20 protein-coding genes and 1 riboswitch are annotated in these 21,774 nt (G+C 52.2%); of the genes, 15 read left to right on the top strand and 5 right to left on the bottom strand.

All coding sequences use genetic code 11. From position 1 onward, the window contains the following. The first annotated feature begins 3 nt into the window (after positions 1-3). The 9 genes from atpG (at position 4) to ACTQ3K_RS07275 (ending at position 8,727) form a co-directional block, all read left to right on the top strand. Positions 4-870, top strand: a complete 867-nt coding sequence (gene atpG / locus ACTQ3K_RS07315; protein ID WP_441566636.1) for an ATP synthase F1 subunit gamma — start codon at positions 4-6, stop codon at positions 868-870. 40 nt (positions 871-910) lie between these two features. After that, positions 911-2,302 (top strand): F0F1 ATP synthase subunit beta, encoded by a 1,392-nt coding sequence (atpD, locus tag ACTQ3K_RS07310; RefSeq protein ID WP_441566634.1) that lies wholly within the window; start codon positions 911-913, stop codon positions 2,300-2,302. 12 nt (positions 2,303-2,314) lie between these two features. Next, positions 2,315-2,722 (top strand): ATP synthase F1 subunit epsilon, encoded by a 408-nt coding sequence (gene atpC, locus ACTQ3K_RS07305; protein ID WP_441566632.1) that lies wholly within the window; start codon positions 2,315-2,317, stop codon positions 2,720-2,722. A 137-nt stretch (positions 2,723-2,859) separates the two neighbouring features. Then, positions 2,860-3,531, top strand: a complete 672-nt coding sequence (locus ACTQ3K_RS07300) for an endonuclease III domain-containing protein (RefSeq protein WP_441566630.1) — start codon at positions 2,860-2,862, stop codon at positions 3,529-3,531. Then, positions 3,521-4,249 carry a FadR/GntR family transcriptional regulator gene (locus tag ACTQ3K_RS07295; protein WP_441566629.1) on the top strand — a complete coding sequence of 243 codons (729 nt, stop codon included), beginning with the start codon at positions 3,521-3,523 and terminating at the stop codon, positions 4,247-4,249. The genes ACTQ3K_RS07300 and ACTQ3K_RS07295 overlap by 11 nt, the downstream gene beginning before the upstream one ends. Then, a complete protein-coding gene (locus ACTQ3K_RS07290) occupies positions 4,246-5,037 on the top strand; it encodes a nitroreductase family protein (protein WP_441566627.1) in 792 nt (263 codons plus the stop codon). The genes ACTQ3K_RS07295 and ACTQ3K_RS07290 overlap by 4 nt, the downstream gene beginning before the upstream one ends. 22 nt (positions 5,038-5,059) lie before the next feature. Further along, complete coding sequence (locus ACTQ3K_RS07285) at positions 5,060-5,620, top strand: DUF2284 domain-containing protein (protein ID WP_441566625.1); 561 nt, start codon at positions 5,060-5,062, stop codon at positions 5,618-5,620. 237 nt (positions 5,621-5,857) lie between these two features. Further along, positions 5,858-6,008, top strand: a riboswitch (Lysine riboswitch). A 109-nt stretch (positions 6,009-6,117) separates the two neighbouring features. Continuing rightward, positions 6,118-7,296 (top strand): alanine dehydrogenase, encoded by a 1,179-nt coding sequence (locus ACTQ3K_RS07280; protein WP_441566623.1) that lies wholly within the window; start codon positions 6,118-6,120, stop codon positions 7,294-7,296. Between the two features lie 21 nt (positions 7,297-7,317). Continuing rightward, positions 7,318-8,727, top strand: coding sequence for a Na+/H+ antiporter NhaC family protein (locus tag ACTQ3K_RS07275; RefSeq protein ID WP_441566621.1), 1,410 nt, complete (start codon positions 7,318-7,320; stop codon positions 8,725-8,727). A gap of 281 nt (positions 8,728-9,008) precedes the next feature. Here ACTQ3K_RS07275 and ACTQ3K_RS07270 read toward each other — a convergent pair whose 3' ends face one another. Further along, a complete protein-coding gene (locus ACTQ3K_RS07270; RefSeq protein ID WP_441566619.1) occupies positions 9,009-10,358 on the bottom strand; it encodes an MATE family efflux transporter in 1,350 nt (449 codons plus the stop codon). Between the two features lie 316 nt (positions 10,359-10,674). On the opposite strand from ACTQ3K_RS07270, the gene ACTQ3K_RS07265 reads away from it, so the two are divergent. The 6 genes from ACTQ3K_RS07265 (at position 10,675) to ACTQ3K_RS07240 (ending at position 17,497) form a co-directional block, all read left to right on the top strand. Next, positions 10,675-12,480, top strand: a complete 1,806-nt coding sequence (locus tag ACTQ3K_RS07265) for a B12-binding domain-containing radical SAM protein (protein WP_441566617.1) — start codon at positions 10,675-10,677, stop codon at positions 12,478-12,480. A gap of 437 nt (positions 12,481-12,917) precedes the next feature. Continuing rightward, positions 12,918-14,498 (top strand): VanW family protein, encoded by a 1,581-nt coding sequence (locus tag ACTQ3K_RS07260; protein WP_441566615.1) that lies wholly within the window; start codon positions 12,918-12,920, stop codon positions 14,496-14,498. A 215-nt stretch (positions 14,499-14,713) separates the two neighbouring features. Beyond that, positions 14,714-15,247 carry an AIR synthase-related protein gene (locus ACTQ3K_RS07255; protein WP_441566613.1) on the top strand — a complete coding sequence of 178 codons (534 nt, stop codon included), beginning with the start codon at positions 14,714-14,716 and terminating at the stop codon, positions 15,245-15,247. Between the two features lie 50 nt (positions 15,248-15,297). After that, positions 15,298-15,780: an Lrp/AsnC family transcriptional regulator gene (locus ACTQ3K_RS07250; protein ID WP_441566611.1), complete on the top strand. Its 483-nt coding sequence runs from the start codon at positions 15,298-15,300 to the stop codon at positions 15,778-15,780. Beyond that, positions 15,777-16,943, top strand: a complete 1,167-nt coding sequence (locus ACTQ3K_RS07245; protein WP_441566609.1) for an aminotransferase class I/II-fold pyridoxal phosphate-dependent enzyme — start codon at positions 15,777-15,779, stop codon at positions 16,941-16,943. The genes ACTQ3K_RS07250 and ACTQ3K_RS07245 overlap by 4 nt, the downstream gene beginning before the upstream one ends. Before the next feature lie 56 nt (positions 16,944-16,999). Then, positions 17,000-17,497, top strand: coding sequence for a tRNA (cytidine(34)-2'-O)-methyltransferase (locus ACTQ3K_RS07240; RefSeq protein ID WP_441566682.1), 498 nt, complete (start codon positions 17,000-17,002; stop codon positions 17,495-17,497). A gap of 232 nt (positions 17,498-17,729) precedes the next feature. Here the strand turns inward: ACTQ3K_RS07240 and ACTQ3K_RS07235 are convergent, their stop codons facing one another. Genes ACTQ3K_RS07235 through ACTQ3K_RS07220 form a run of 4 tightly spaced genes read right to left on the bottom strand, consistent with a single transcriptional unit; the run spans position 17,730 to position 21,773 of the window. Then, positions 17,730-18,440 (bottom strand): response regulator, encoded by a 711-nt coding sequence (locus ACTQ3K_RS07235; RefSeq protein ID WP_441566607.1) that lies wholly within the window; start codon positions 18,438-18,440, stop codon positions 17,730-17,732. Next, complete coding sequence (locus tag ACTQ3K_RS07230; RefSeq protein ID WP_441566605.1) at positions 18,430-19,626, bottom strand: sensor histidine kinase; 1,197 nt, start codon at positions 19,624-19,626, stop codon at positions 18,430-18,432. The genes ACTQ3K_RS07235 and ACTQ3K_RS07230 overlap by 11 nt, the downstream gene beginning before the upstream one ends. Before the next feature lie 12 nt (positions 19,627-19,638). After that, positions 19,639-21,060, bottom strand: coding sequence for a sensor histidine kinase (locus ACTQ3K_RS07225; RefSeq protein WP_441566604.1), 1,422 nt, complete (start codon positions 21,058-21,060; stop codon positions 19,639-19,641). After that, positions 21,057-21,773 (bottom strand): response regulator, encoded by a 717-nt coding sequence (locus ACTQ3K_RS07220; protein WP_441566602.1) that lies wholly within the window; start codon positions 21,771-21,773, stop codon positions 21,057-21,059. Before ACTQ3K_RS07220 ends, ACTQ3K_RS07225 begins: the two co-directional genes overlap by 4 nt. Between the last annotated feature and the right edge of the window lies 1 nt (position 21,774).

Here is a 21,774-nt window from a genome sequence, read left to right as displayed (position 1 = left end):
CCTATGGCGACAATGCGCGAAATCAAGAGAAGAAAGGCCAGTATCCAGAGCACCCAGCAGATCACCAATGCCATGAAGCTGGTGTCTACGGTGAAGTTGCAGAAGTCCAGAGCCAAGGCGGAAAATACCCGCCCGTACTTTGATGTGACCTATGCGACCGTGTGCTCCATTCTGGCCCATACTCAGAACCTGCGCCACCCTTATCTCATCAAGGGCGCCTCGGAAAAACAGGCGGTCATTGCCATTACCTCCAACAGAGGTCTGGCAGGCGGCTATAATTCCAATATCGTGAAGGCTGTCATGGGAGGGATCCGTCCGGAGAGAGCAAGTCTTTATGCCATTGGCAGGAAGGGAAAGGATGCCCTGACCCACCGTGGCTTTGCCCTGACGGAGGATTATTCCGATGTGATCGAGGAGCCGTCCTATGCAGACGCAGCCGCCATCGGAAAGCAGGTTCTGGAGGCCTATAAAAAGGGCGAAGTGGGAGAGATCTATCTTGCCTACACCTCCTTTAAAAATACGGTGAGCCATGAACCGAAGCTGATCAAGCTTCTTCCCATAGAGCTTTCGGATGAGGAGATCCAGTCCGGCCAGACAAAGGCCGACGGAGACTGCCCGATGAATTTTGACGGAGATGAGGACGAGGTTCTGGATGCCCTGATCCCCGGCTATGTATACAACCTGATTTATGGCGGTATGCTGGAATCAATCGCCAGCGAAAACGGAGCCAGAATGCAGGCCATGGATTCTGCGACCAGCAATGCGGAGGAGATGATCGACAAGCTTTCCCTCCAGTACAACCGTGCAAGACAGTCTTCCATTACCCAGGAGCTGACGGAGATCATTGCAGGTGCAGATGCGCTGGATTAACAAAGGCGCAAGGAAAAAATTATAAAGGAGTGAGCAAAGAATGGCAGAGACCAATATCGGCAGAATCACCCAGATCATCAGTGCCGTTCTGGACATCAAGTTCAGTGAAGGAAAGCTCCCCGAGATCAACGAGGCTGTCCGCGTTCACAGAAACGACGGAACCGACCTGGTTGTGGAGGTTTCCCAGCACCTGGGTGACGACACCGTAAGATGTATCGCCATGGGCCCCACGGACGGACTTGTCCGCGGCATGGAGGCAGTCGCAACCGGCGCTCCCATCACCGTTCCCGTTGGGGAGAATACCCTGGGCAGGATTTTCAATGTCCTGGGTGAGCCCATTGATAATAAAGAAGCTCCCAAGACTGAGGAACATCTTCCGATCCACCGGAAGGCACCCTCCTTTGAGGAGCAGGCTACCAATACGGAAATGCTCGAAACTGGAATCAAGGTCGTTGATCTGCTCTGCCCTTATCAGAAGGGTGGAAAGATCGGTCTCTTCGGCGGTGCCGGAGTAGGAAAGACCGTACTGATCCAGGAGCTGATCCGAAACATTGCCACAGAGCACGGCGGTTATTCTGTTTTCACCGGTGTAGGTGAGCGTACCCGTGAGGGTAACGATCTGTACCATGAAATGACGGAATCCGGTGTTATCAATAAGACCACCATGGTATTCGGACAGATGAATGAGCCGCCGGGAGCGAGAATGAGAGTCGGCCTGACGGGCCTTACCATGGCGGAGTATTTCCGTGATAAGGGCGGCAAGGATGTGCTGCTTTTCATCGACAATATCTTCCGTTTTACCCAGGCTGGTTCTGAGGTATCCGCACTGTTAGGACGTATGCCCTCCGCGGTAGGCTATCAGCCCACCCTTCAGACGGAGATGGGTGCGCTCCAGGAGCGTATCACATCCACAAAGAACGGATCCATTACTTCGGTACAGGCGGTTTATGTGCCTGCCGATGACCTGACTGACCCTGCGCCTGCAACAACCTTCGCTCATCTGGATGCGACTACCGTGCTTTCCCGTTCCATCGTGGAGCTGGGTATTTATCCGGCTGTGGATCCTCTGGAATCCACCTCCAGAATTCTGGATCCTCGGATCGTCGGCGAGGAGCATTACAAGGTGGCAAGAAGTGTTCAGGAGATCCTTCAGAAGTATAAGGAATTACAGGATATCATTGCAATCCTTGGTATGGATGAGCTTTCCGAGGAGGAGAAGCTGGTCGTATCGAGAGCAAGAAAGGTACAGAGATTCCTGTCCCAGCCCTTCTTCGTGGCCGGCCAGTTCACCGGACTGGAGGGACGGTATGTACCGGTATCGGAAACCATTCAGGGCTTCAAGGAGATCATCGAAGGCAAATACGATGATATTCCGGAGAGCTACTTCCTTAATGCGGGAAATATCGACGATGTACTGGCCCGCGTAAAATAAGGGGGTGTTCAGGTGGCGGAAGAAAAAGTATTTGATCTGGAAGTGATCACTCCGGACAGAGTATTCTGTCGGGAAAAGGCTGTGATGGTGGAGATGAATACCAAGGAGGGACAGCTCGGCATCTATAAGGAGCATGTTCCCACCACCTGTATCCTCTACCCCGGAGTTCTGACGATCCATCTTGGCGGCGGCGAGACGAAAAAAGCGGCGCTCCACGGCGGATTTGCAGAGATTATGAAGGATAAAGTAACCGTGCTTGCCGAGGCCGCGGAGTGGCCCGACGAGATTGATGTGAACCGGGCAGAGGCTGCAAAAGAGCGTGCCGAGAGCCGGATTCAGGGACATGCTGAGAATGTGGATATTGCCAGAGCCGAAATGGCACTGCGCAGAGCACTGACACGTCTGAAGGCGGTTAAATAAACCTTCAAAAGAAGGCAGAAATCGTAAGAAAGCGGGAAGCGCAGATCCGGATAGATTACCTCTTCGGTCTGTACTTCCCGTTTGATATGGGGCCATAACGGATCGGCACCCTGACATTTTACAAAGGAGACAAAGCCATGACGAAACAGGAACTTGCCATTGAGGTGATCAGGCGGCTGGAAAAGGAATATCCCGATGCAGACTGTACGCTGGACTATAACGAAGCCTGGAAGCTTCTGGTAAGCGTCCGGCTGGCAGCGCAGTGTACCGATGCGCGGGTCAATGTGGTAGTGGAAGACTTATATAAGAAGTTTCCCGACGTGGATGCCCTGGCGGCAGCGTCTCCGGAGGAGATTGAAAGAATCGTCCGTCCCTGCGGGCTGGGAAAGAGCAAGGCGCGGGATATCAGTGCCTGCATGCGGATGCTGAAGGAGGACTATGGCGGAAAGGTGCCGGAGGATTTTGAGGCCCTCTTAAAGCTGCCCGGGGTGGGGAGAAAGAGTGCAAATCTGATCATGGGTGATGTGTTCGGAAAGCCGGCCATCGTCACCGATACCCACTGTATCCGTCTCTGTAACCGCATCGGCCTGGTGGACGGGATCAAGGATCCTAAAAAAGTAGAAATGGCATTGTGGAAGATCATTCCGCCGGAAAAGGGCAGCGATTTCTGCCACCGGCTGGTGAACCACGGAAGAGAAGTCTGTACGGCGCGGACAACACCTCACTGTGAGCGGTGCTGTCTTGCCGATATCTGCAGATATGCACAGGAAGAAAAATCAGGGAAAACGGAGAAGCAGGATGGAGCTTGAGATGTTCAGTAAAATAACAGGTGAACGGGCCGTTGATGAGATCCTGGATCAGATCATTGAAAAGATCCGGAACGGGACACTGAAAAAGGGAGATGCGCTTCCGTCGGAGCGTACCATGGCCCAGCTTCTCGGTGTATCGAGACCGCTGGTGCGGGAGGCACTCCGCTCACTGGAATTTATGGGAGTTGTCACCTCGGTACGGGGCGGCGCCAATTATATTTCCGAGGATCTGGACAACTGTCTGATCCGCCCACTCTCTACCTTGTTCCGTCTGAAAAACAGCAGCGCCCGCCAGACCCAGCAGCTGCGTGCCGCCCTGGAGCGGGAGACGGCCTGTCTGGCTGCGGAAAACTGCAGTGAGGTAGAGGCGGCAGAGCTTCAGCTGATCCTGGCGAAGCTGGATGCGTCCGATGACGAGAAAATGCGCGCCAATCTGGACCGAGATCTTCATATCCGGATCGGCCAGATCGCCGGAAATCCTATGATTTTCAGTGTCATCAGTGCTTCCAACCAGCTCATTGAAAATATGATCACCGGAATCCGCGCCCATATCATGAAAAAGAAAAATTCCAGTGCCGATGTGGATGAACAGCACCGCCGTCTGGTAGCCGCCATTGTATCCCATCAGCCGGAGGAGGCAAGAGCCTGTATGGAGGAGCATATGAAGAGCATCGCGGCGTACATCGAAGAGATGGAAGCGGAGAGGAGTAAATCATGATAACGATCGATCTGAGCCGCTGCATCGGCTGTGGCGCATGTGTAAAAGACTGTCTTATGGCAAATCTGAAGCTGGAGGGAGGTACTGTGACTGCGGGAGAACGGTGCATTCTCTGCGGTCACTGTGTGGCAGTCTGTCCGAAGAATGCGGTCAGTCTTTCCGGCTGTGCCATGGGGGAAACGGAAGAATATGATCCGGAGACCTTTACGGTGGAACCGGGGCAGTTTCTTCATGCGGTGAAATTCCGGAGAAGTATCCGGCAGTTTCAGAAAACCATGGTTTCGGACGAGGCGAGAGACCGGATTTTGGAGACCGGCCGGTATACGGCAACGGCGGCGAACCGCCAGGATAACCGGTTGATCTGGGTGCAGAAGGAGCTTGATGAATTAAAGGAAACACTGTGGGAGGAGCTTCCCGGTGTGATTCCGCTGTTTGAAAAAGAGGCGCCTGCCATGGCTGCACGGTTTTTGGAATTTTCGAAAGCGCACGCGGCGGACGGAAAGGATTCTCTGTTTTTTGGTGCGCCAGTGCTGCTGGCAATCCAGGGACAATCGGAGCTGGACGCCGGACTGGCGGCGGCAAACATGGAGATAATGGCAGTCTGTGAGGGCTGCGGCGTGTTGTACAGCGGTTATTTAACCAGGATCATCAACCGGTCTCCGGTACTGCGGGAATGGCTGGAACTGGGAGATCGGGATCTTTCCATCTGTATGCTTATTGGTTATCCGGCGGTCCGCTATTTCCGGACTGCGCCGAGAAAAGAAGCAAAACAGGTTGTGATCCGGTAGAGCCGGACAGAAAAGGTACAGTATGATAAGCGCAGAGAAAAAAGCAGAAATCGAGGAGCAGCTGGCTGGGCTGCCGATCGTACAATATGAATTTTTAAAGCCGGAGCAGATTGTATTTTCCGACCGGGTCCGCTATGTATGTGAAACCGAGTGTCCCAGATACGGGACGACCTGGGCCTGCCCGCCGGCGGTGGGAACCGTGGAGGAGTGCCATGCCCGGTGCATGGAATATACCGATGTGTTCCTGTTTACAACCATGTGCGAGGTTCCGGACATCGGAAATCTGGAACAGACCCTTACTTATCGGGCCGATCATGAAGAAATCACCAGAACCGTCCGGGATCAGTTTGAGGCGGCAGGCTTTGAGACTCTGACGCTTTCGACAGAGTCCTGTGCCATCTGTAAGAAGTGCGCCTATCCGGATGCCCCCTGCCGTCATCCGGATAAAATGTTTCCCTGTGTGGAAAGCTACGGAATCCTGGTAACAAACATGGCGGAGCAGTGCGGGATCGAATTTATTGAGGGCGGGAATGTGGTAGTCTGGTTCAGTCTGGTGCTGCTGCGGGAACGTCCCCAATCCTGATCAATATTTGTACTTTATGCGGCTCCACCCAGGCCAGCCAATCGGCACAATCCAAAGTTGCCTCTGGCTGGCCTGGGTGGAGCCGCGAAGAAATGCGATATTAAACAGGTAATATTAGTGCCGGGGTTCGGGACGTCCCCTTCGCAGTCAATATGCCAGATCCGGCCAGCATGGATTATCCGCGCCGCCCGCGAAACAACAGTTGACAATCCAGAACAGCTAGAGTAGAATAAATAAGGCATATTCAGAGGCGCGGAGGACATGAGTAGCGAAGGCAAAAGGGTGATCCGCCGAAAGCAGCGAGCCTGCTTGGGCCTGCATTGAAGAAGTGCAGGACTGTTTTTACCGAAACAGAACAGCCAGTCGGTAAAAGAGTGCTGTATATGCGCGGCGAAGGATAAAAACGAGCTTGTGGCGGCGGAGCAAAGGCTTTGCGGCCGTAAATGAAGGATCCTGCGCGCAGGGTCCGTTTTTATTTTATTCAGGAGGAAAAAGAAATGGTATTTGGTGTACTGAAGGACATTAAAAACGGCGAATACCGCGTGATTGCAACCCCCTCTGAGGTTGCTTCGGTTGTTGCAGACGGCCATCAGGTGCTTGTCCAGAAGGGCGCCGGCGAAAAGGCCGGATTCGAGGACGAGGAGTATGTAGCCATGGGCGCAGAGCTTGTGGATACTGCCGAGGAAATGTATAAGAGAAGTGATCTTCTCGCAAAGGTTAAGGAGTTTGAGCCCTGTGAGTTTGATATGCTCCGGGAAAATCAGATCGTGTTCACCTGTATTCATCCGGCGGCTCATCCCGAGGAGGTTCAGGCACTTCTGGACAAGAAGGTGATCGCGTTTACTGCAGAGGATTCCCACCGCTACGGCTCCCCTAACTGCGAGGCAGCCGGAAAGCAGGGCGCACTCATGGGTCTGGAATCCATGCTTTCCATCAACGGAGGCAAGGGTAAATTCGTGAGCGGTCTCGGCGGAGCACCCGGCATGAAGGTGCTGATCCTTGGCGGCGGCGTGGTTGGACAGGCTGCTCTGTCTGTGCTGTATGCACTGGGCGCATGGGTGACCGTGATGGATATCAACATTGGTACGCTGAGAACCCTGAGCCGTCAGTATCAGGAGCGTGTCAACACTATGATCTCCACCAAGGAGAATATTGCCAAGCTGCTGCCGGAGACTGACATGGTGCTCAACTGTGTAAAGTGGCCGAAGAACCGTACCGATCATCTCATCGACCGGGAAATGGTCCGCAGCATGGCAAAGGGCTCTGTTATCGTTGATATCAGCAACGATGTCGGCGTGATCGAGACCTTCCATGAGACAACTCATGAGGATCCCCGATACATTGAAGAGGGCGTGGTTCATTACTGTGTAAGCAACATTCCCGGCGCCATCGCAAACTCCACCTCCGTGGCTTATGCGGCATCGGTGCTTCCTCATTTCCGCAGCATCATGAACAACGGCGTGGCGGAAGCATGCAGAAGAGACGGTTTCTTAAGAAGAAGCCTGACAACGTACAAGGGCTATCTGACTCATGAGGAGACCAGTGCACTTCAGAACCGTGCATGGATCCGTCCGGAGGATATTCTCGGAATCGCGGATCAGAAGCTGGATCCCGCACCGCCCGCAACGGTAACACGGTCCGAAAACTTCATCGCAAAAGAAGACGTTAAATTTTAATAACCTGAAGAAGGAGAGAGTATGAAAGAGTTAGTAAACATGGGATTTATATCCATCATTCCCCCGATCCTGGCAATCGTGCTGTCCTTTGCCACAAAGAATACCATCGTCTCCCTCGGTGTTGCCTGCCTGACCGGAACGCTGCTGGCAGGACAGGGACTGTTCGGATTCCCCACCTTATTGAAAGAAAGCCTGGGAACCACAAGCTTTTCCTGGGTTATGCTGCTGAACATTTTCATCGGCATTCTGGTTGCATATTTCCAGAAAACCGGTGCGATCCAGGGCTTTTCCCAGTGGGTCAATGACAAGAAGCTAAGCCGGAAGGGCGCACAGCTCATGGCATGGGTGCTGGGCATGTTCGTATACTTCAGCGATTCCTTCAGCCCCCTGTTTGTCGGCTGTACCATGAGAAGCATCACCGACAAGGCGCGGATCTCCAGAGAGAAGCTGGCGTACATCGCCGACTCCACCTCCGCACCGGTAAGCGTGCTGGTTCCCATCACCGGCTGGGCTGCTTATTTAAGCGGTCTGGCGGTAGGCGTTGGCTGCATCGCCACCGAGGCGGACGGCGCATCGCTGTTTATCAAGGCAATCCCCTTTAACTTCTATGCCATCATCGCGGTTCTGTTCGTTGGTCTCATTGCGTCTGGAATCGTCAAGGATTTCGGTCCCATGAAGAAGGCCGAGAAGCGTGCCATGGAAGAGGGAAAGGTACTGGCAGACGGCGCAGAGCCTCTGACCGGCCGAGAGCTGACGGAGATGCAGCCCTATCCCGGCTTCAAGCCCAGGGTATTCCTGAACTTTGTTCTTCCGGTTCTGATGATCATCAGCACCGCACTGGGAACCTACATTGCCTTCAAGTCCGCAAAGACCATGGAAGCCTTCCTTTATGTGGGAATCTTTATGATGATCAGCATGATGATCCAGGGCATTCCATTCAAAGAAGTAATGAAGACCATGATGGACGGCATCAAGGGCGCACTGCCCGCCGTTGTACTCCTTGCCATGGCGTACTCCATCAACGCCCTGAGCAAGCAGATGGGAACCGCGAACTATATTATTTCCATCTGCGAAGGCTTCATGACCCCTCATGTGCTTCCCGCGCTGATCTTTGTTGTGGCAGCAATCATGGCATTCGCGACCGGAACCTCCTGGGGAACCTTCGCGATCTGTATGCCCATTGCTCTGCCTCTGGCATTCAGCTTCAGCGGCGGTGAACTTACCACCATTGTTGTTGCGGTATTCGCGGCAGTTGCAGGCGGCGGCGTATTCGGTGATCATTGCTCCCCCCTGTCCGATACGACGATCCTTTCGTCCATGGGCTCCGCATCCGACCACCTGGATCACGTAAAGACACAGCTTCCCTACGCACTGATCTGCGGTACGCTGGCTACCATCGGCTATCTGATCGTGGGATTTGTGGCAGCGTAAAAATGAGATAGCGGGACTGTCCGGAGTGAGATCCGAAACAGCTTCCGGCAATAATTTGTAAACAAAAAATCCGATCTTTGTATGTGATAAACGCATACAGAGGTCGGATTTTTTATCCCAACTCCCGAATGTCAGAGCTTTTTGCATCGGATCTGGACACAAACCGCCTGATCGTGGGACTGGAATTATATGCCGGACGAAAAATTGATCCGGATCATACATCTTTAATTTTTGACGAGGTTCAGGAGGTACCGAGAGTACCGGCACAGAAACAACCCCAATTATGCTGCGGCCCGCCCGGGAATTTTTTGTTTCCGTTCCAGAATAAAAAAGGCGATCAGGCAGATGAGAACTGACAAAAGCGATCCGGCGGCGGTGGCAAGTCCCATGGGCAGCAGGGTCGAGGGGAACAGCTTCGACATCAGATACACGCCGGGAATACGCACCAGCGTGATGGCGGTAATGTTATGGATAAAGGAAAGAATGGATCTTCCACAGGCACAGAAGTAACCGCTGAAGCTAAAATGGATCCCGGCGAACAAGCAGTCCCAGATGTAGCCGCGGATATACTGACCGCCGGCGATGATCACACCGGTATCTCTGGTAAACAGTCTCACCACCGGTTCTGCGATAAGCTGGATCAGAGCAGCGATGATCAGGCCAAAGCAGACGGTGATCATGACGGCATAACCCAGGGTTTTCTTTGCCCGTTCCGGTTTTCCGGCACCGATATTCTGGGCGCCTAGGGCAGAGACGGTGGACAGCATGGACGAGGGCACCAGGAAGAGAAAGCTGATGAGCTTCTCCACAATGCCGACGGCAGCAGAATCCGTAAGCCCGCGCTGATTAGCGATGATGGTAATGATGATAAAGGCAATCTGGATCAGTCCGTCCTGAAAAGCGATGGGAAGACCGATGGAGAGAAGCTGTCTCATGACGGGGCGAACGGGACGAAAATCTTTGCGGGAGGGTCGGAGTCCGGTGTTTCGTTTCAGAATTACCACAAGGGAGATCACAACACTGATGGCCTGGGATAAGGTCGTACCCAGTGCTGCGCCGACCGGTCCCATGCGAAGCACTCCCATGAACAGATAGTCCAGTCCGATGTTGGCAGCGCAGGCGATGGCGATAAAGTACATGGGGCTTTTGGAATCACCCATACCGCGGAAGATCGAACTGATGATGTTATAGGCAGTGATGAAGGGGATTCCGATAAAGCAGACCGTAAGGTAAGCCCTGGCACCGGAGACAGCCTCAGACGGGGTGGACATAATCGAAATAACAGGCTTCACAAAGAACAGCAGAAGCACGGTGAGGATCACAGAAACGATCATGAACAGTGTTATCGTATTTCCGATATCAGCAGATGCACGCGCATTGTCATCAGCACCGATGGCCTGGGCGATGCTTACGGTAGCGCCCATGGAAAGACCTACAAGAATGACCGTGAGCATATGCATGACCTGGCTGCCGATGGAGACTGCCGTAGTGCCTGCGATCCGGTCGAACTGGCCGATGATGAACAGGTCAGCCATGCCGTAGAGTGTCTGTAAAAAATAAGAAAGCAGGTAAGGAAGCGAGAACAGCAAAATATTTTTCAGGACGCTTCCCCTCGTCAGATTTTGTTCCATGTGTTGAGAGACTCCTTTCATAGGAAGGCTTTCCCTGTAAACTCTTCCATTGTTATGGTATGCAGAAAAACCTCATAAAAAATCATTTGTTTGTATTTTCCAGTTTAACATGAATCTTCCGTTTTTTGTAGCGGAAATTTTTCGGAACAGACGTATACCGGAGGCCGGTTCGATTCTGAAGCTGAGTTTACCGGCGGCAGAGCCAAGGAAAATATTGACACCGCTTTGCATGGGGAAGTATACTAAAAGACAATCCAATTGGTTGGAAATTTCGGAAGCAGCTGAGTCTGCGGTATATTGAGGAAATTTAGATAGTATGAAAATTCTTCTGGTGGCGATCAATGCCAGATATATTCATTCGAATCTGGCAGTTTATACATTGAAGGCCTGCGCGGAGCAGGCAATGAAAACATGGAAAAATGGGAGAAAGTCAGGTTCATCCTGTCCGGAGGAGGCAGTCTCTGATACGGCGGAGCCGGTCTGTTCAGATTGTGCATTGCAGGAAGCTGTGCAGATCGAGCTGGCGGAGTATACCATCAATCACCGGGCGGCGGAGATATTGGATGATATTTATCTGCGGGAGGCCGATGTGCTCTGCTTCTCCTGTTATATCTGGAATATTGAATATGTAAAAACGCTGGTAAAAAACTTAAAACGGCTCTGTCCCGGAGTGCCAATCTGGCTGGGCGGGCCGGAGGTGTCCTATGAACTGGAACGACAGTTTTTCGAAATTCCGGAAATAGACGGGATTCTTTACGGAGAGGGAGAGGAAAGTTTTCCCCGGCTGGTTCAGTATTATGTGGAAAACCAGGGGGAAATACGGGTGAAGTGTGGACAGGGAAAGCCGGAGTCTTCGCCGGTTCCCTTTGGCTGTGCCTGGCGGAAGCCGGACGGAACCATCGGGATCACGCCGCCTGCGCCCTTTACCGATATGGGAAAGATCCCCTTTGTTTATCAGAATCTTAAAGAGTTTGAAAACAGGATCCCCTATTATGAGACAAGCCGCGGCTGCCCTTTTTCCTGCAGCTACTGCCTTTCTTCTATAGATAAGACGCTGCGGTTTCGTCCGTTGGACCAGGTCTTTTCAGAGCTTTCCTTTTTCCTGGAGCATAAGGTTCCGCAGGTCAAGCTGGTGGACCGGACGTTCAACTGTAAGGAAAAGCGGGCCATGGAGATCTGGCAGTTTCTGCGCGATCATGACAACGGGATCACTAATTTCCATTTTGAGATCGAGGCGGATATTCTGGGGCCGGAAGCACTGGAGCTGTTAAAAACTCTTCGCCCCGGTCTGGTCCAGCTGGAGATCGGCGTTCAGTCGGCGAACCCGAAGACACTGGAGGCGATTCACCGGCGGACCGATCTGACAAAGCTGAAGGAGATTACCGGAACGATCCGGAGCGGACATAATATCCATCAGCATCTGGATCTGATTGCCGGACTTCCCTGGGAGGATTATGAGAGCTTCGGCCGTTCCTTTGACGTGGTCTACGGGATGAAGCCCGACCAGCTTCAGCTTGGATTTTTAAAGGTTCTGCGGGGGACCTCCATGTATGAGGATGCAAAGCGGTATCAGATCCTTTATCAGGCGGAAGCACCGTATGAGGTCCTGGAGACGCCGTGGCTGTCCCATAAAGAGGTCATCCGGCTAAAGCAGGTGGAGGATATGACCGAAATCTATTATAACAGCGGGCAGTTTCCCAATACCTTAAATGTCCTGGTACCACTTTACGGAACTGCGTTCGGGCTTTTTGAAGCGCTGGGAAAGGCGTATCGGGAGGCCGGCATGAACGGGAAGAAGCATGTACGTGCCGCAGTCTATGAATTTCTTCTGGAAACGGCAGGAACGTGGTTTCCGGCGGAAAAAGAACGGCTTCGCGGCCTTTTGACCCTGGATTTCTATCTGCGGGAGAATGTGAAAAAGCGCCCGGCTTTCTGTGTGCCGGAATTAAGCCATGAAGAGGAACGGGAGCTTCTTATTAAAATCAGACCGGAGCTTTCCATGAAGGAGCTGTTAAGGCGGTTCCATGTGGAGCGGATCAATGGAGAAATTTGTATTTTCGACTATGAACGGCGTGATATTTTAACGGGAAATGCTGGACTTTTTCCGGTTTTGGCGGTATAACAAAGGGCAGGCGGCAGAAATGCGTGCGGAGGCAGCCGGTATTGTCCGGAGATGAGAAAACCGTGCACCGCAGACGGAATACGGTGCCGCAGAAGGAGTTTTGAAGCTTCAGATTAGGAGGAATATCTGCCATGATGAATATGAACAACAAAAAGACAAAGCAGATCCTGTTTGGCGTAATCGCCGTAGTTCTGGTTCTGGTTATGGTCGTTCCCATGGTGCTCAGCATGGTCATATAGCCGGAGAAATACCGGAAGATGTTGCGGTTCCTTTAAGTATTTTAAGATTCTGTGATGACACTTGCAATCAGAGATAGATATTGATATACTAGCAACAAACTGAGCAGAGATTATTTGCGTAAAGATTATTTATGGGTTGAAAGAAAGGGAGTTTGAATGAGGAAACGAGTTACTTGGCTGCTGATATGGACGCTCCTGATGACGACAGTTCTTTCGGGAGCGGTTTATGCAACCGGAGATGAAACACAAAAAGAAACAGAGACCGGAGAAACGACGGCGGACGGTGAAGAAGTGCAGACGCTGAGCACAGAACCGACAGAAAATGCGGAGGAGTCTCTGGAGAGGGCACTGGCGAAAAGTCCGTTTACAGAGGAGACGACTGTGGCCAACGGCGTACTGATCGGAACGACCGATGTCAGCGGCATGACGGCAGCACAGGCCATGGATGCGGTGCAGACGGAGGTTGCAGCGCTGGGAGGAAAGACCTTGACGCTGACGCTTGACGGAGCAGACGGGGTAGATCCCATTACCGCGCCGGTTTCGGAGCTTGGCCTTTATGCAAAGGATCTTTCCAATGTGGTCATGGAGGCTGTGACCCTTGGAAAGAGCGGAAACCTGATCGTCCGTTATAAGACAGAAAAAGATTTAAGCGTAAGCAGCCATACCTTTGATCTGGAACTGGCTGTGAACGAAGCGACCGTAAAGAATTTCGTGGATACAAAGACGGAGGCGCTGTCCATCGAACCGGTGGAGGCAAAGCTGGAACGTGTCGGCAGCGGCTTTGAGATAACAGACAGTAAGAGCGGAATCGAAGTCAATGCAGATGAAACCGCAAAGTCCATTATGACTGCCATGGAAAACTGGAACGGTGAAGATCTGACGGTTGCTGCTTCGGCTCAAATCAAGGAACCGAGATGCACCAAGGAGCTTCTTTCCCAGATCACGGATAAGATCGGAACCTTTTCTACAAGTGTTACAGGCGGAGCCGGGAAACAGAAGAATCTGAAGGCTGGTGTAGGACATACGACGGATGTGCTGATCATGCCGGGGGAGTCCTGGTCCATGCATGATGCACTTGCGCCATTCTCGGCAGAGAACGGCTATGTGGAGGAAATCGCATACCAGAATGGCGGTTATGTAAAGGAATACGGCGGAGGGATCTGTCAGCTGGCAACAACCCTCTATAACGCAGCACTGCGGGCAGAAGTGCATATTTCCAAGCGCTCCAACCACTCCATGATCGTAAATTATACTGACTGGGGTCTGGATGCCACCATCAACGACGGCGGCTCCAAGGATCTGGAGCTGACCAACGATTTTGATTTCCCGATCTATATTGAAGCGTCAGTGGGCGGCGGTTATGTGACTTATACCATCTGGGGCAAGGAGACGAGACCGGCGAACCGGACCTTAAAGTTCTATGGTGTGACCCTCAGCGAAGAGTATGTTCCCGATGAGGTAACCGTGGATCCCAGTATGGCCCCCGGAACTGAGAACGTTGTCCAGTCGACCTCTTATCCGGCGGCAGTCTGCGAGGCCTATAAAGAGGTTTATGTGGATGGCGTGCTTCAGGAGAAGATCAAGCTTCATACCGATAAGTACCGTGCATCGGCGAGAAAGGTCGTAAAGGGACCGGATGCGGCAGCGGCACCGCCAGAGTCTACGGAGGCGCCGGCGGAATCCACACCGGCACCGACGGAAGCACCCACGGAGGCCCCGACAGCGGCGCCTACGGAGGCACCGGCGCCGGCTCCTGTGGAATCCCCGTCTCAGGGCTGAAACGTCTTCGAAGACAGGACGTACAGCTCATGAAATGAGAGAAAGCGCAGGCCAGGGTTTCTGAGAATCCTGGTGCAAAGAAAAAAAAAGTATGCTATACTGAAGAGGTCATGGTTCCGGGAAAGGAATTTTGACCTCTTTCCTGTTTCACAGGAAAGTGCGTCCGATGAAACAAAAAGGAATATCTTTTGTGAGACGATGCAAAGGAGAATAACATGAAACCAGGACAGGATATGATCGTGACCGGATACATCGGTCTGGAGGGAACGGTGCTGGCTGTCGAGAAGCTGGAGGCCAGGCTGAAAAAAACGCTTCCTCAGGATCTTCTGGACACAGCCCGGAGCTTCCGGGAATACCTGAAGGCGAGTCCGGAGGCCGCAGTCGCGCGGCAGCATGGTGAAATAGCCATGCAAGAAGTGAGGAACGGCGGTATTTTTGCGGCATTGTGGGAACTGGCAGAAGCACATAAAATCGGAATGACCGTATATCTGAAAAAGATCCCGGTGCGCCAGGAAACCATAGAGATCTGTGAGGTGCTGGAGTGGAACCCTTATGAGCTTCTGTCCGGCGGCTGTACGATCCTGGTGACGGACAACAGCAACGATGTGATCCCGGAGCTTCTGGATCAGGGAATTCCGGCAGCGTTTATCGGGAAAGTCACAGACAGCAATGACCGTGTGATTCTGAATGGAGAGAATGTCCGGTATCTGAACCGGCCGGAACCGGATGAGATTGAAAAGCTGGTATGATTCAGGCAGAGCCTGAATTGTCAGGATGAGAGAAATGGAGAGTTAAGATTATGAGAGAGAAGATTTTGGCTGCTCTGGAGAAAAACAGCAGGATCGATGTCAATGATCTGGCAGTTCTTTTAAATATGGAAGAAGTGGATGTGGTCAATGAGATCGCGGCTATGGAGGCTGAGGGGATCATCTGCGGGTACCATACGCTGATCAACTGGGATAAGGTGACAGCGGAGAAGGTAACGGCCCTGATCGAGGTAAAGGTGACGCCTCAGCGCGGCATAGGTTTCGACAGTATTGCCGAGAGGATTTATAACTATGATGAGGTTCATGCGGTGTATCTGATCTCCGGAGCTTTTGATTTCATGGTGATCATTCAGGAAAAAACAATGAAGGATGTAGCCCTGTTTGTTTCGAGCAAGCTGTCTCCCATGGAAACAGTGCTCAGCACGGCAACTCATTTTGTACTGAAGAAATATAAGGATCATGGAACAATCCTTGAGCAGAAAAATAGAGATGAAAGGATGTTGGTGATGCTATGAGAAATCCATTATCTGATAAAGTTGTTGGCCTGGAGCCTTCGGGTATCCGAAAATTTTTTGATGTTGTAAATGAAATGCCGGATGCCATTTCGTTAGGTGTCGGTGAGCCGGATTTTGATACGCCCTGGCATGTGAGGGAGGAGGGAATTTATTCTCTGGAGCAGGGACGGACGTTTTACACCTCCAATGCAGGGCTTAAAGAATTAAAGGAAGCAATTTCTGCCTATCTGAAGCGGCGCTGCAGCGTGGAATATGATCCGGTCCGTGAGATCATGGTGACTGTCGGCGGAAGTGAGGCCATTGATCTGGCACTTCGTGCCATGCTGAATCCTGGTGATGAGGTACTGATCCCCATGCCCAGCTATGTTTCCTATGTTCCCTGTACGGTTCTGGCAGACGGCGTTCCGGTACTTATCGAATTAAAGGAAGAAAATGAGTTCCGGCTGACTGCGGAGGAGCTGGAAGCAGCGATCACACCTAAGAGCAAGATCCTGATCCTGCCCTTTCCCAACAATCCTACCGGGGCCATTATGGAGCAGAAGGATCTGGAGGCGCTCCTTCCGGTGATCCTGAAGCATGATCTTCTGGTTATCACAGATGAAATTTATTCCGAATTGACCTATAACGGAACCCATGTTACCATTGCCTCCATGCCCGGAATGAAGGAGCGTACCGTACTGATCAACGGCTTCTCCAAGGCTTATGCCATGACCGGATGGAGACTGGGCTATGCGGCGGCACCGGAGCTGGTCATGGATCAGATGTTAAAGATCCATCAGTATGCAATCATGTGTGCGCCAACCACCAGCCAGTATGCAGCGGTGGAGGCCATGAACAACGGAGATGATGATGTAACAGCCATGCGGGAATCCTACGATCAGAGACGCCATTATGTGTTAAAGACGCTGGAGGAAATGGGGGTTACCTGCTTTGAGCCTAAGGGGGCATTCTATGTATTCCCCAACATCAGTCGGTTTGGTATGAGCTCTGAAGAGTTTGCGGAGCGTCTTCTGCGTGAGGAGAAGGTTGCAGTTGTGCCTGGAACAGCCTTCGGTGCCTGCGGAGAAGGCTTTGTCCGGATTTCGTATGCGTACTCACTGGAGGCGCTGAAGGAGGCGCTGGGAAGACTTGCGGACTTTGTGAAAAAGCTGGAGGCAGAATAATGGCCTACGGAACAGAGCACGGTCTGGATCATAAACCGGAATGTCCGGCCGGAGGGATGAATATTGTCCTTCTGGAGCCGGAAATGCCGGCTAATACAGGAAATATCGGACGGACCTGTGTGGCAACGGGAAGCAGGCTTCATCTGATCGAGCCGCTGGGCTTCCAGATCAATGAGAAGATGCTGCGGCGTGCAGGACTGGATTACTGGGACAGCCTGGATGTGACGGTGTATGATAATTTTGAGGATTTTCTGGAGAAAAACCCGGAAGCGAGAACGCGGATCTATATGGCGACCACCAAGGCGCCTCATGTGTATACGGAGGTGTCCTATGAGCCGGGAGCGTATCTGATGTTTGGAAAGGAAAGTGCCGGAATCCCGGAGGAGATCCTGAAGGAACATCAGGAAACAGCAATCCGGATTCCCATGCTGCCGGAGATCCGGTCGTTAAATCTGGCGAATTCGGTGGCGGTGGTGCTTTACGAAGCCCTGCGCCAGAATGCCTTTTCTCACATGGAGCTGATGGGAAAACCCAGGAGCTTTGAATGGAAATAGAACAATAAAAAACCTGTGCCGGGGGGACACAGGTTTTTTTGGTTATGGAATCTAATTGGATCGTTAAACGATCGAAAGGGGCAATTAGATGATGGTCACAGCTTCTGTGACTTTCCGGTTTTTATTATATCGGAAAACCTGTTAAGATAGTGACAGAAAATAAAAAATACGCGTTAAGAAAGCGTTAAGAAAGCGATGAGAAACAAAACGCGGACAGCAGAAGCGGAGCTTTTTACTGTGGAGACTCCATCATGCGGTAGCCGACGCCAAGCTCTGTCTGAATGTATTTTGGGCTGGCAGGATTCTGCTCCAGCTTCCGGCGGATGTTGGCCATGTTGACGCGGAGAATCTGGTTGTCATTGACGGCATAAGGTCCCCAGATCTGGCGGAGAATGTAATCATAAGTCAAAACCTTTCCGGCATGCTGGATGAGAAGCACCAGGATCTTGAACTCGATCTGGGTGAAATGGACTTCTTTCCCGGCCAGAGTGATCAGGCGCTTATCCAGATCCACCGTCAGATCACCGACGGTGTAGACCGTGGCAGCCGGAGTTCCTGAAGCTGTAACCATCTGGTCGGCATGGCGCAGGGCTGTCCGGATCCGGGCAGTCAGCTCGGAGATCCCGAAGGGCTTTGTAATGTAATCATCGGCGCCCAGATCCAGCGCATGGACTTTTTCGGCCTCATGGGTTCTGGCGGACACAACGATGACCGGTGTACGGCACCACTGGCGGATGGAGGCTAAAAAGTCCAGACCGTCCATATCGGGAAGTCCGAGATCCAGAAGAATCAGGTCCGGCCCGTAGGACGCGATCATGCTCTTTGCCTGGCTGGCAGTTCCGGCCACCAGCGTGTGGTAATCGTTGGAATGAAGAATGGTCGTCATAAAGTTACAGATACTGGTTTCATCCTCAACAATGAGGATCGTTCGTTTATGATTCATGGGGTACCTCCTGTGCAGATGGAATGGATAGGGGCAGGCCGAACTGGAAAAGAGCACCGCCGGTGGGAATGTTTTCGCCCCGGAAGAAGCCATGGTGCGCTTTTACAATGCTCTGGCAGACGGAAAGGCCAATCCCCAGTCCTCTGGTGGAATCCTTGCTGGCAGATAAGGGTTTCTTTCCGCCGCTCCTTAGCATGTCCAGAACCTCGGCAGAAAGTCCCCGTCCCTGATCGGCAACGGAAAAAACGGCATATCTGACTGTCTGTTCGCTGCCTTTCGGTTCTTTTCCCTGTTCGGTCAGGGCCTCGACTGAGACGGTCAGACAGATGTGCTTCGTATCGCCGGAATGGCGGATGGCATTTTCCAGAAGGTTGATCAGCACCTGTTCGATGAGAATGGGGTCCATGGGAACGAATAACAGGTCATCGGGGACACGCGCTTCCACAGAAAGAGAAGGGTAACGCTTCTTTGTCTGGAGAATGGCTTCGGCTACCAGTTCCTCGACTGCCTCCTCTGTTTCTTTTAAAGCGGCGCTGCCGTCGCTCAGCTTTGTGACGGTAAGCAGGTTCTCGATCATGCGGATCAGCCATTCGGAGTCATCACGGATATCCTCCAGGAGCTTTTGTCCGTTATCGGAAAGCTGCTCGGAAGAATCAGACAGCAGAGCGGCGCTGGAACCGAAAATGGATGTCAGTGGTGTCCGCAGGTCATGGGAGATGGCCCGGAGCATATCGCTGCGGATCTTTTCCTGCTCAGCTAACATGCGGATCTCCTGTTGCTCCTCGGAAAGACGCTGGTTGACCTCCAGAAGATCCTTTGCCTCCTGTTCCCGCTTCCGGGCAAGCTCTGTCTGTTTTTTTGCCTGGGAGGTCAGTGCACAGATCACTGTGGAGATCATGAGCAGAGCCAGAAAGGAGACAGGATAGCCGCTCAGCGTAAAATTAAACTGAGAAAATGGATAGGTGAAAAAATAGTTGATGCAGAACATGCTGACCAGCGAGGCGGCCAGACCATAAACATAGCCTCTGGTGGTCCGGCAGATTAAAACAACTGCCAGGACGAAGACCAGGGCGGAGTTGTTTTCCGAACCGCTCAGGGGGCGCAGCAGGCTGCTTACCAGAAAAGCGCCTGCCAGGAGCCCCGCAGTTTTCAGAAGGTCTTTGATGGAAAAATCAGAGGATTTCATAAACGCGCGTCCTTATTGATTACTGTTTCCGCTGCCGGAGGCCTTCGGCAGGGTGAAAATGAATTCGGTGCCAATCCCTTCGGTACTGATCACATCGATGTTTTCATTATGGGCGGTGAGGATTTCCTTTGTGATGGAAAGTCCCAGACCTGTTCCCGTCCGGTCCTTTCCACGCGAGGAGTCGGACTTGTAGAACCGGTTCCAGATCTTTTTCATGCTGTCCTTCGGAATTCCGATCCCGCTGTCCTTGACAGAGGTAAAGATCTTTTCATGCTTTTCATAGGTGGCGATCCAGATGGTGGAATTCGGGCGGGAGAACTTGATGGCATTGTCCACCAGATTGTAAAGCACCTGCTGGATCTTTCCCATGTCTGCCTGCACATAGAAAGTGCGTTCAGAAAAGATCAGGTCAAAACGGATCTGCTTCGGTTTACAGATGCCCTCGAAGGCAGCTACCGTGTCGCGGATCACCTGATTTAAGTCAAAGGTGGTGATGTCCAGAAGATTTCCCTTGGAATCCAGACTCTGGAGAGCAAGGGTACTGGAGGTGAGCTTCGTCAGCCGCTCCGTTTCGGAGATCACCAGCTTCATGTATTTTTCATGGAGCTCCGGAGGAATCGTTCCGTCGATCATGGCCTCCAGATAGCCTTTGATGGAGGTTAAAGGCGAACGGAAGTCATGGGAGACGTTGGAGATGAATTTTCGCTGGTCTGCCTCTTTATTGCTCAGCTCATGAGCCATGTAGCCAAGGGTGTCTGCCAGGTAGCCGATCTCGTCCTCGGAATGGAGGGCCAGCTTGTAATTTAAGTTGCCGGCAGCGAACTCGTTGGCGGCACGGGTGATCTTCTTTAAAGGCTGAAGAATACTTTTCCGTATGATCCAGAGAATCACAAACGAAAGCAGAAAGATCACCAGAAACGTGATGTAGATAATATTCAGGATCTGATCACGCACTTCATAGATCCCGGTCAAGGACTGGTGGAGCACCACATAGCCATAAGTATTGAAGTTGGCGGAGATGGGGGCGGTCACGCTGAGCATGGAATCCTCGAACATTCCATAATAATCGCCGATAACATAACGGCCCCGTCCCTGATCAGAGGGATCAAAGGCTTCAATGACCGAACCGGCTGGAATATCATCGGTACGGTAAACGATGGTTCCCTCGGCTTTCACGATCCAGATATCCACATCGAAGGTGGAGCTGATGGAGGTAAGCTGGGAATTCAGCGGGTCTGCGGCAGTGATAGTGCTGCCGTAGCGGTCACGGCAGCTGTCGGCGATCATATTTGCTTCATTATACAGCTGATCCGCCCGGTCCCGTTCCAGATAACGGAGTGTCATGTTGGACGAAAAGAAGGCGATGGAGAGAAAACCGAGGATACCGAAGATCAGATAACCCATCAGGATCTTCACATAAAGAGAAATTCTCATCGTTTCACCTCGAATTTATAACCGATGCCCCAGACCGTAGAAAGCTGCCAGGAGGGATGGGGATGATCGCTCAGCTTTTCCCGGAGGCGCTTGATATGGACATCGACGGTTCTGGTGTCGCCGGCATATTCATAGCCCCAGATATGATCCAGAAGCTGTTCTCTTGTGAATACCTGATTGGGGGAGGAAGCAAGGAAATAGAGAAGCTCCAGCTCCTTCGGCGGCATTTCCACCGAATGTCCCATGCAGATCACCGAGTAGTTGGTCAGGTTTACAATGAGATCCGGGTATTCCACAAACTGTCCCTGCTGCTTGGGAAGCTCCGCCGGGACGGGGGCAGCAGGAACTGCACGCCGCAATACGGCTTTGACTCTTGCCACCAGCTCCTTGGAATCAAAGGGCTTGATGATATAGTCGTCGGCGCCCAGCTCCAGACCGAGAACCTTGTCAAAGACCTCGCCCTTGGCAGACAGCATGATAATGGGAATGGACGATTCCTTTCGGAGCTCCCGGCAGACCTGGTAGCCGTCGATACCAGGCAGCATAAGATCCAGAAGGATCAGATTCGGATTGAATTCCGGAACAGCCTGGAGCGCCGATTCGCCGTCATGGACGATTCTGGTGTCATAACATTCCTTTAAGAGATACAGGGAGATCAGCTCCGCAATATTTTCGTCATCATCAACGATCAGGATTTTCTGTTTGGAAGCCATA

It is taken from the genome of Candidatus Paralachnospira sp. LCP21S3_A2, assembly GCF_052118925.1.
GTDB lineage: Bacteria > Bacillota > Clostridia > Lachnospirales > Lachnospiraceae > Lientehia.
The sequence above is the reverse complement of the archived record's forward strand: the minus strand, read 5'-3'. Positions and strand labels throughout refer to the sequence as shown.

What these genes read in the sequence shown, in the direction of transcription:
- ACTQ3K_RS07220 (WP_441566602.1), bottom strand. Translation starts at nt 21,773, where the DNA reads ATGGCTTCCAAACAGAAAATCCTGATCGTTGATGATGACGAAAATATT.
- atpD (WP_441566634.1), top strand. Translation starts at nt 911, where the DNA reads ATGGCAGAGACCAATATCGGCAGAATCACCCAGATCATCAGTGCCGTT.
- ACTQ3K_RS07225 (WP_441566604.1), bottom strand. Translation starts at nt 21,060, where the DNA reads ATGAGAATTTCTCTTTATGTGAAGATCCTGATGGGTTATCTGATCTTC.
- ACTQ3K_RS07255 (WP_441566613.1), top strand. Translation starts at nt 14,714, where the DNA reads ATGAAACCAGGACAGGATATGATCGTGACCGGATACATCGGTCTGGAG.
- ACTQ3K_RS07245 (WP_441566609.1), top strand. Translation starts at nt 15,777, where the DNA reads ATGAGAAATCCATTATCTGATAAAGTTGTTGGCCTGGAGCCTTCGGGT.
- ACTQ3K_RS07250 (WP_441566611.1), top strand. Translation starts at nt 15,298, where the DNA reads ATGAGAGAGAAGATTTTGGCTGCTCTGGAGAAAAACAGCAGGATCGAT.
- ACTQ3K_RS07230 (WP_441566605.1), bottom strand. Translation starts at nt 19,626, where the DNA reads ATGAAATCCTCTGATTTTTCCATCAAAGACCTTCTGAAAACTGCGGGG.
- ACTQ3K_RS07235 (WP_441566607.1), bottom strand. Translation starts at nt 18,440, where the DNA reads ATGAATCATAAACGAACGATCCTCATTGTTGAGGATGAAACCAGTATC.
- ACTQ3K_RS07240 (WP_441566682.1), top strand. Translation starts at nt 17,000, where the DNA reads ATGAATATTGTCCTTCTGGAGCCGGAAATGCCGGCTAATACAGGAAAT.
- ACTQ3K_RS07275 (WP_441566621.1), top strand. Translation starts at nt 7,318, where the DNA reads ATGAAAGAGTTAGTAAACATGGGATTTATATCCATCATTCCCCCGATC.
- ACTQ3K_RS07265 (WP_441566617.1), top strand. Translation starts at nt 10,675, where the DNA reads ATGAAAATTCTTCTGGTGGCGATCAATGCCAGATATATTCATTCGAAT.
- ACTQ3K_RS07280 (WP_441566623.1), top strand. Translation starts at nt 6,118, where the DNA reads ATGGTATTTGGTGTACTGAAGGACATTAAAAACGGCGAATACCGCGTG.
- ACTQ3K_RS07300 (WP_441566630.1), top strand. Translation starts at nt 2,860, where the DNA reads ATGACGAAACAGGAACTTGCCATTGAGGTGATCAGGCGGCTGGAAAAG.
- ACTQ3K_RS07260 (WP_441566615.1), top strand. Translation starts at nt 12,918, where the DNA reads ATGACGACAGTTCTTTCGGGAGCGGTTTATGCAACCGGAGATGAAACA.
- ACTQ3K_RS07290 (WP_441566627.1), top strand. Translation starts at nt 4,246, where the DNA reads ATGATAACGATCGATCTGAGCCGCTGCATCGGCTGTGGCGCATGTGTA.
- ACTQ3K_RS07270 (WP_441566619.1), bottom strand. Translation starts at nt 10,358, where the DNA reads ATGGAACAAAATCTGACGAGGGGAAGCGTCCTGAAAAATATTTTGCTG.
- ACTQ3K_RS07285 (WP_441566625.1), top strand. Translation starts at nt 5,060, where the DNA reads ATGATAAGCGCAGAGAAAAAAGCAGAAATCGAGGAGCAGCTGGCTGGG.
- ACTQ3K_RS07295 (WP_441566629.1), top strand. Translation starts at nt 3,521, where the DNA reads ATGGAGCTTGAGATGTTCAGTAAAATAACAGGTGAACGGGCCGTTGAT.
- atpG (WP_441566636.1), top strand. Translation starts at nt 4, where the DNA reads ATGGCGACAATGCGCGAAATCAAGAGAAGAAAGGCCAGTATCCAGAGC.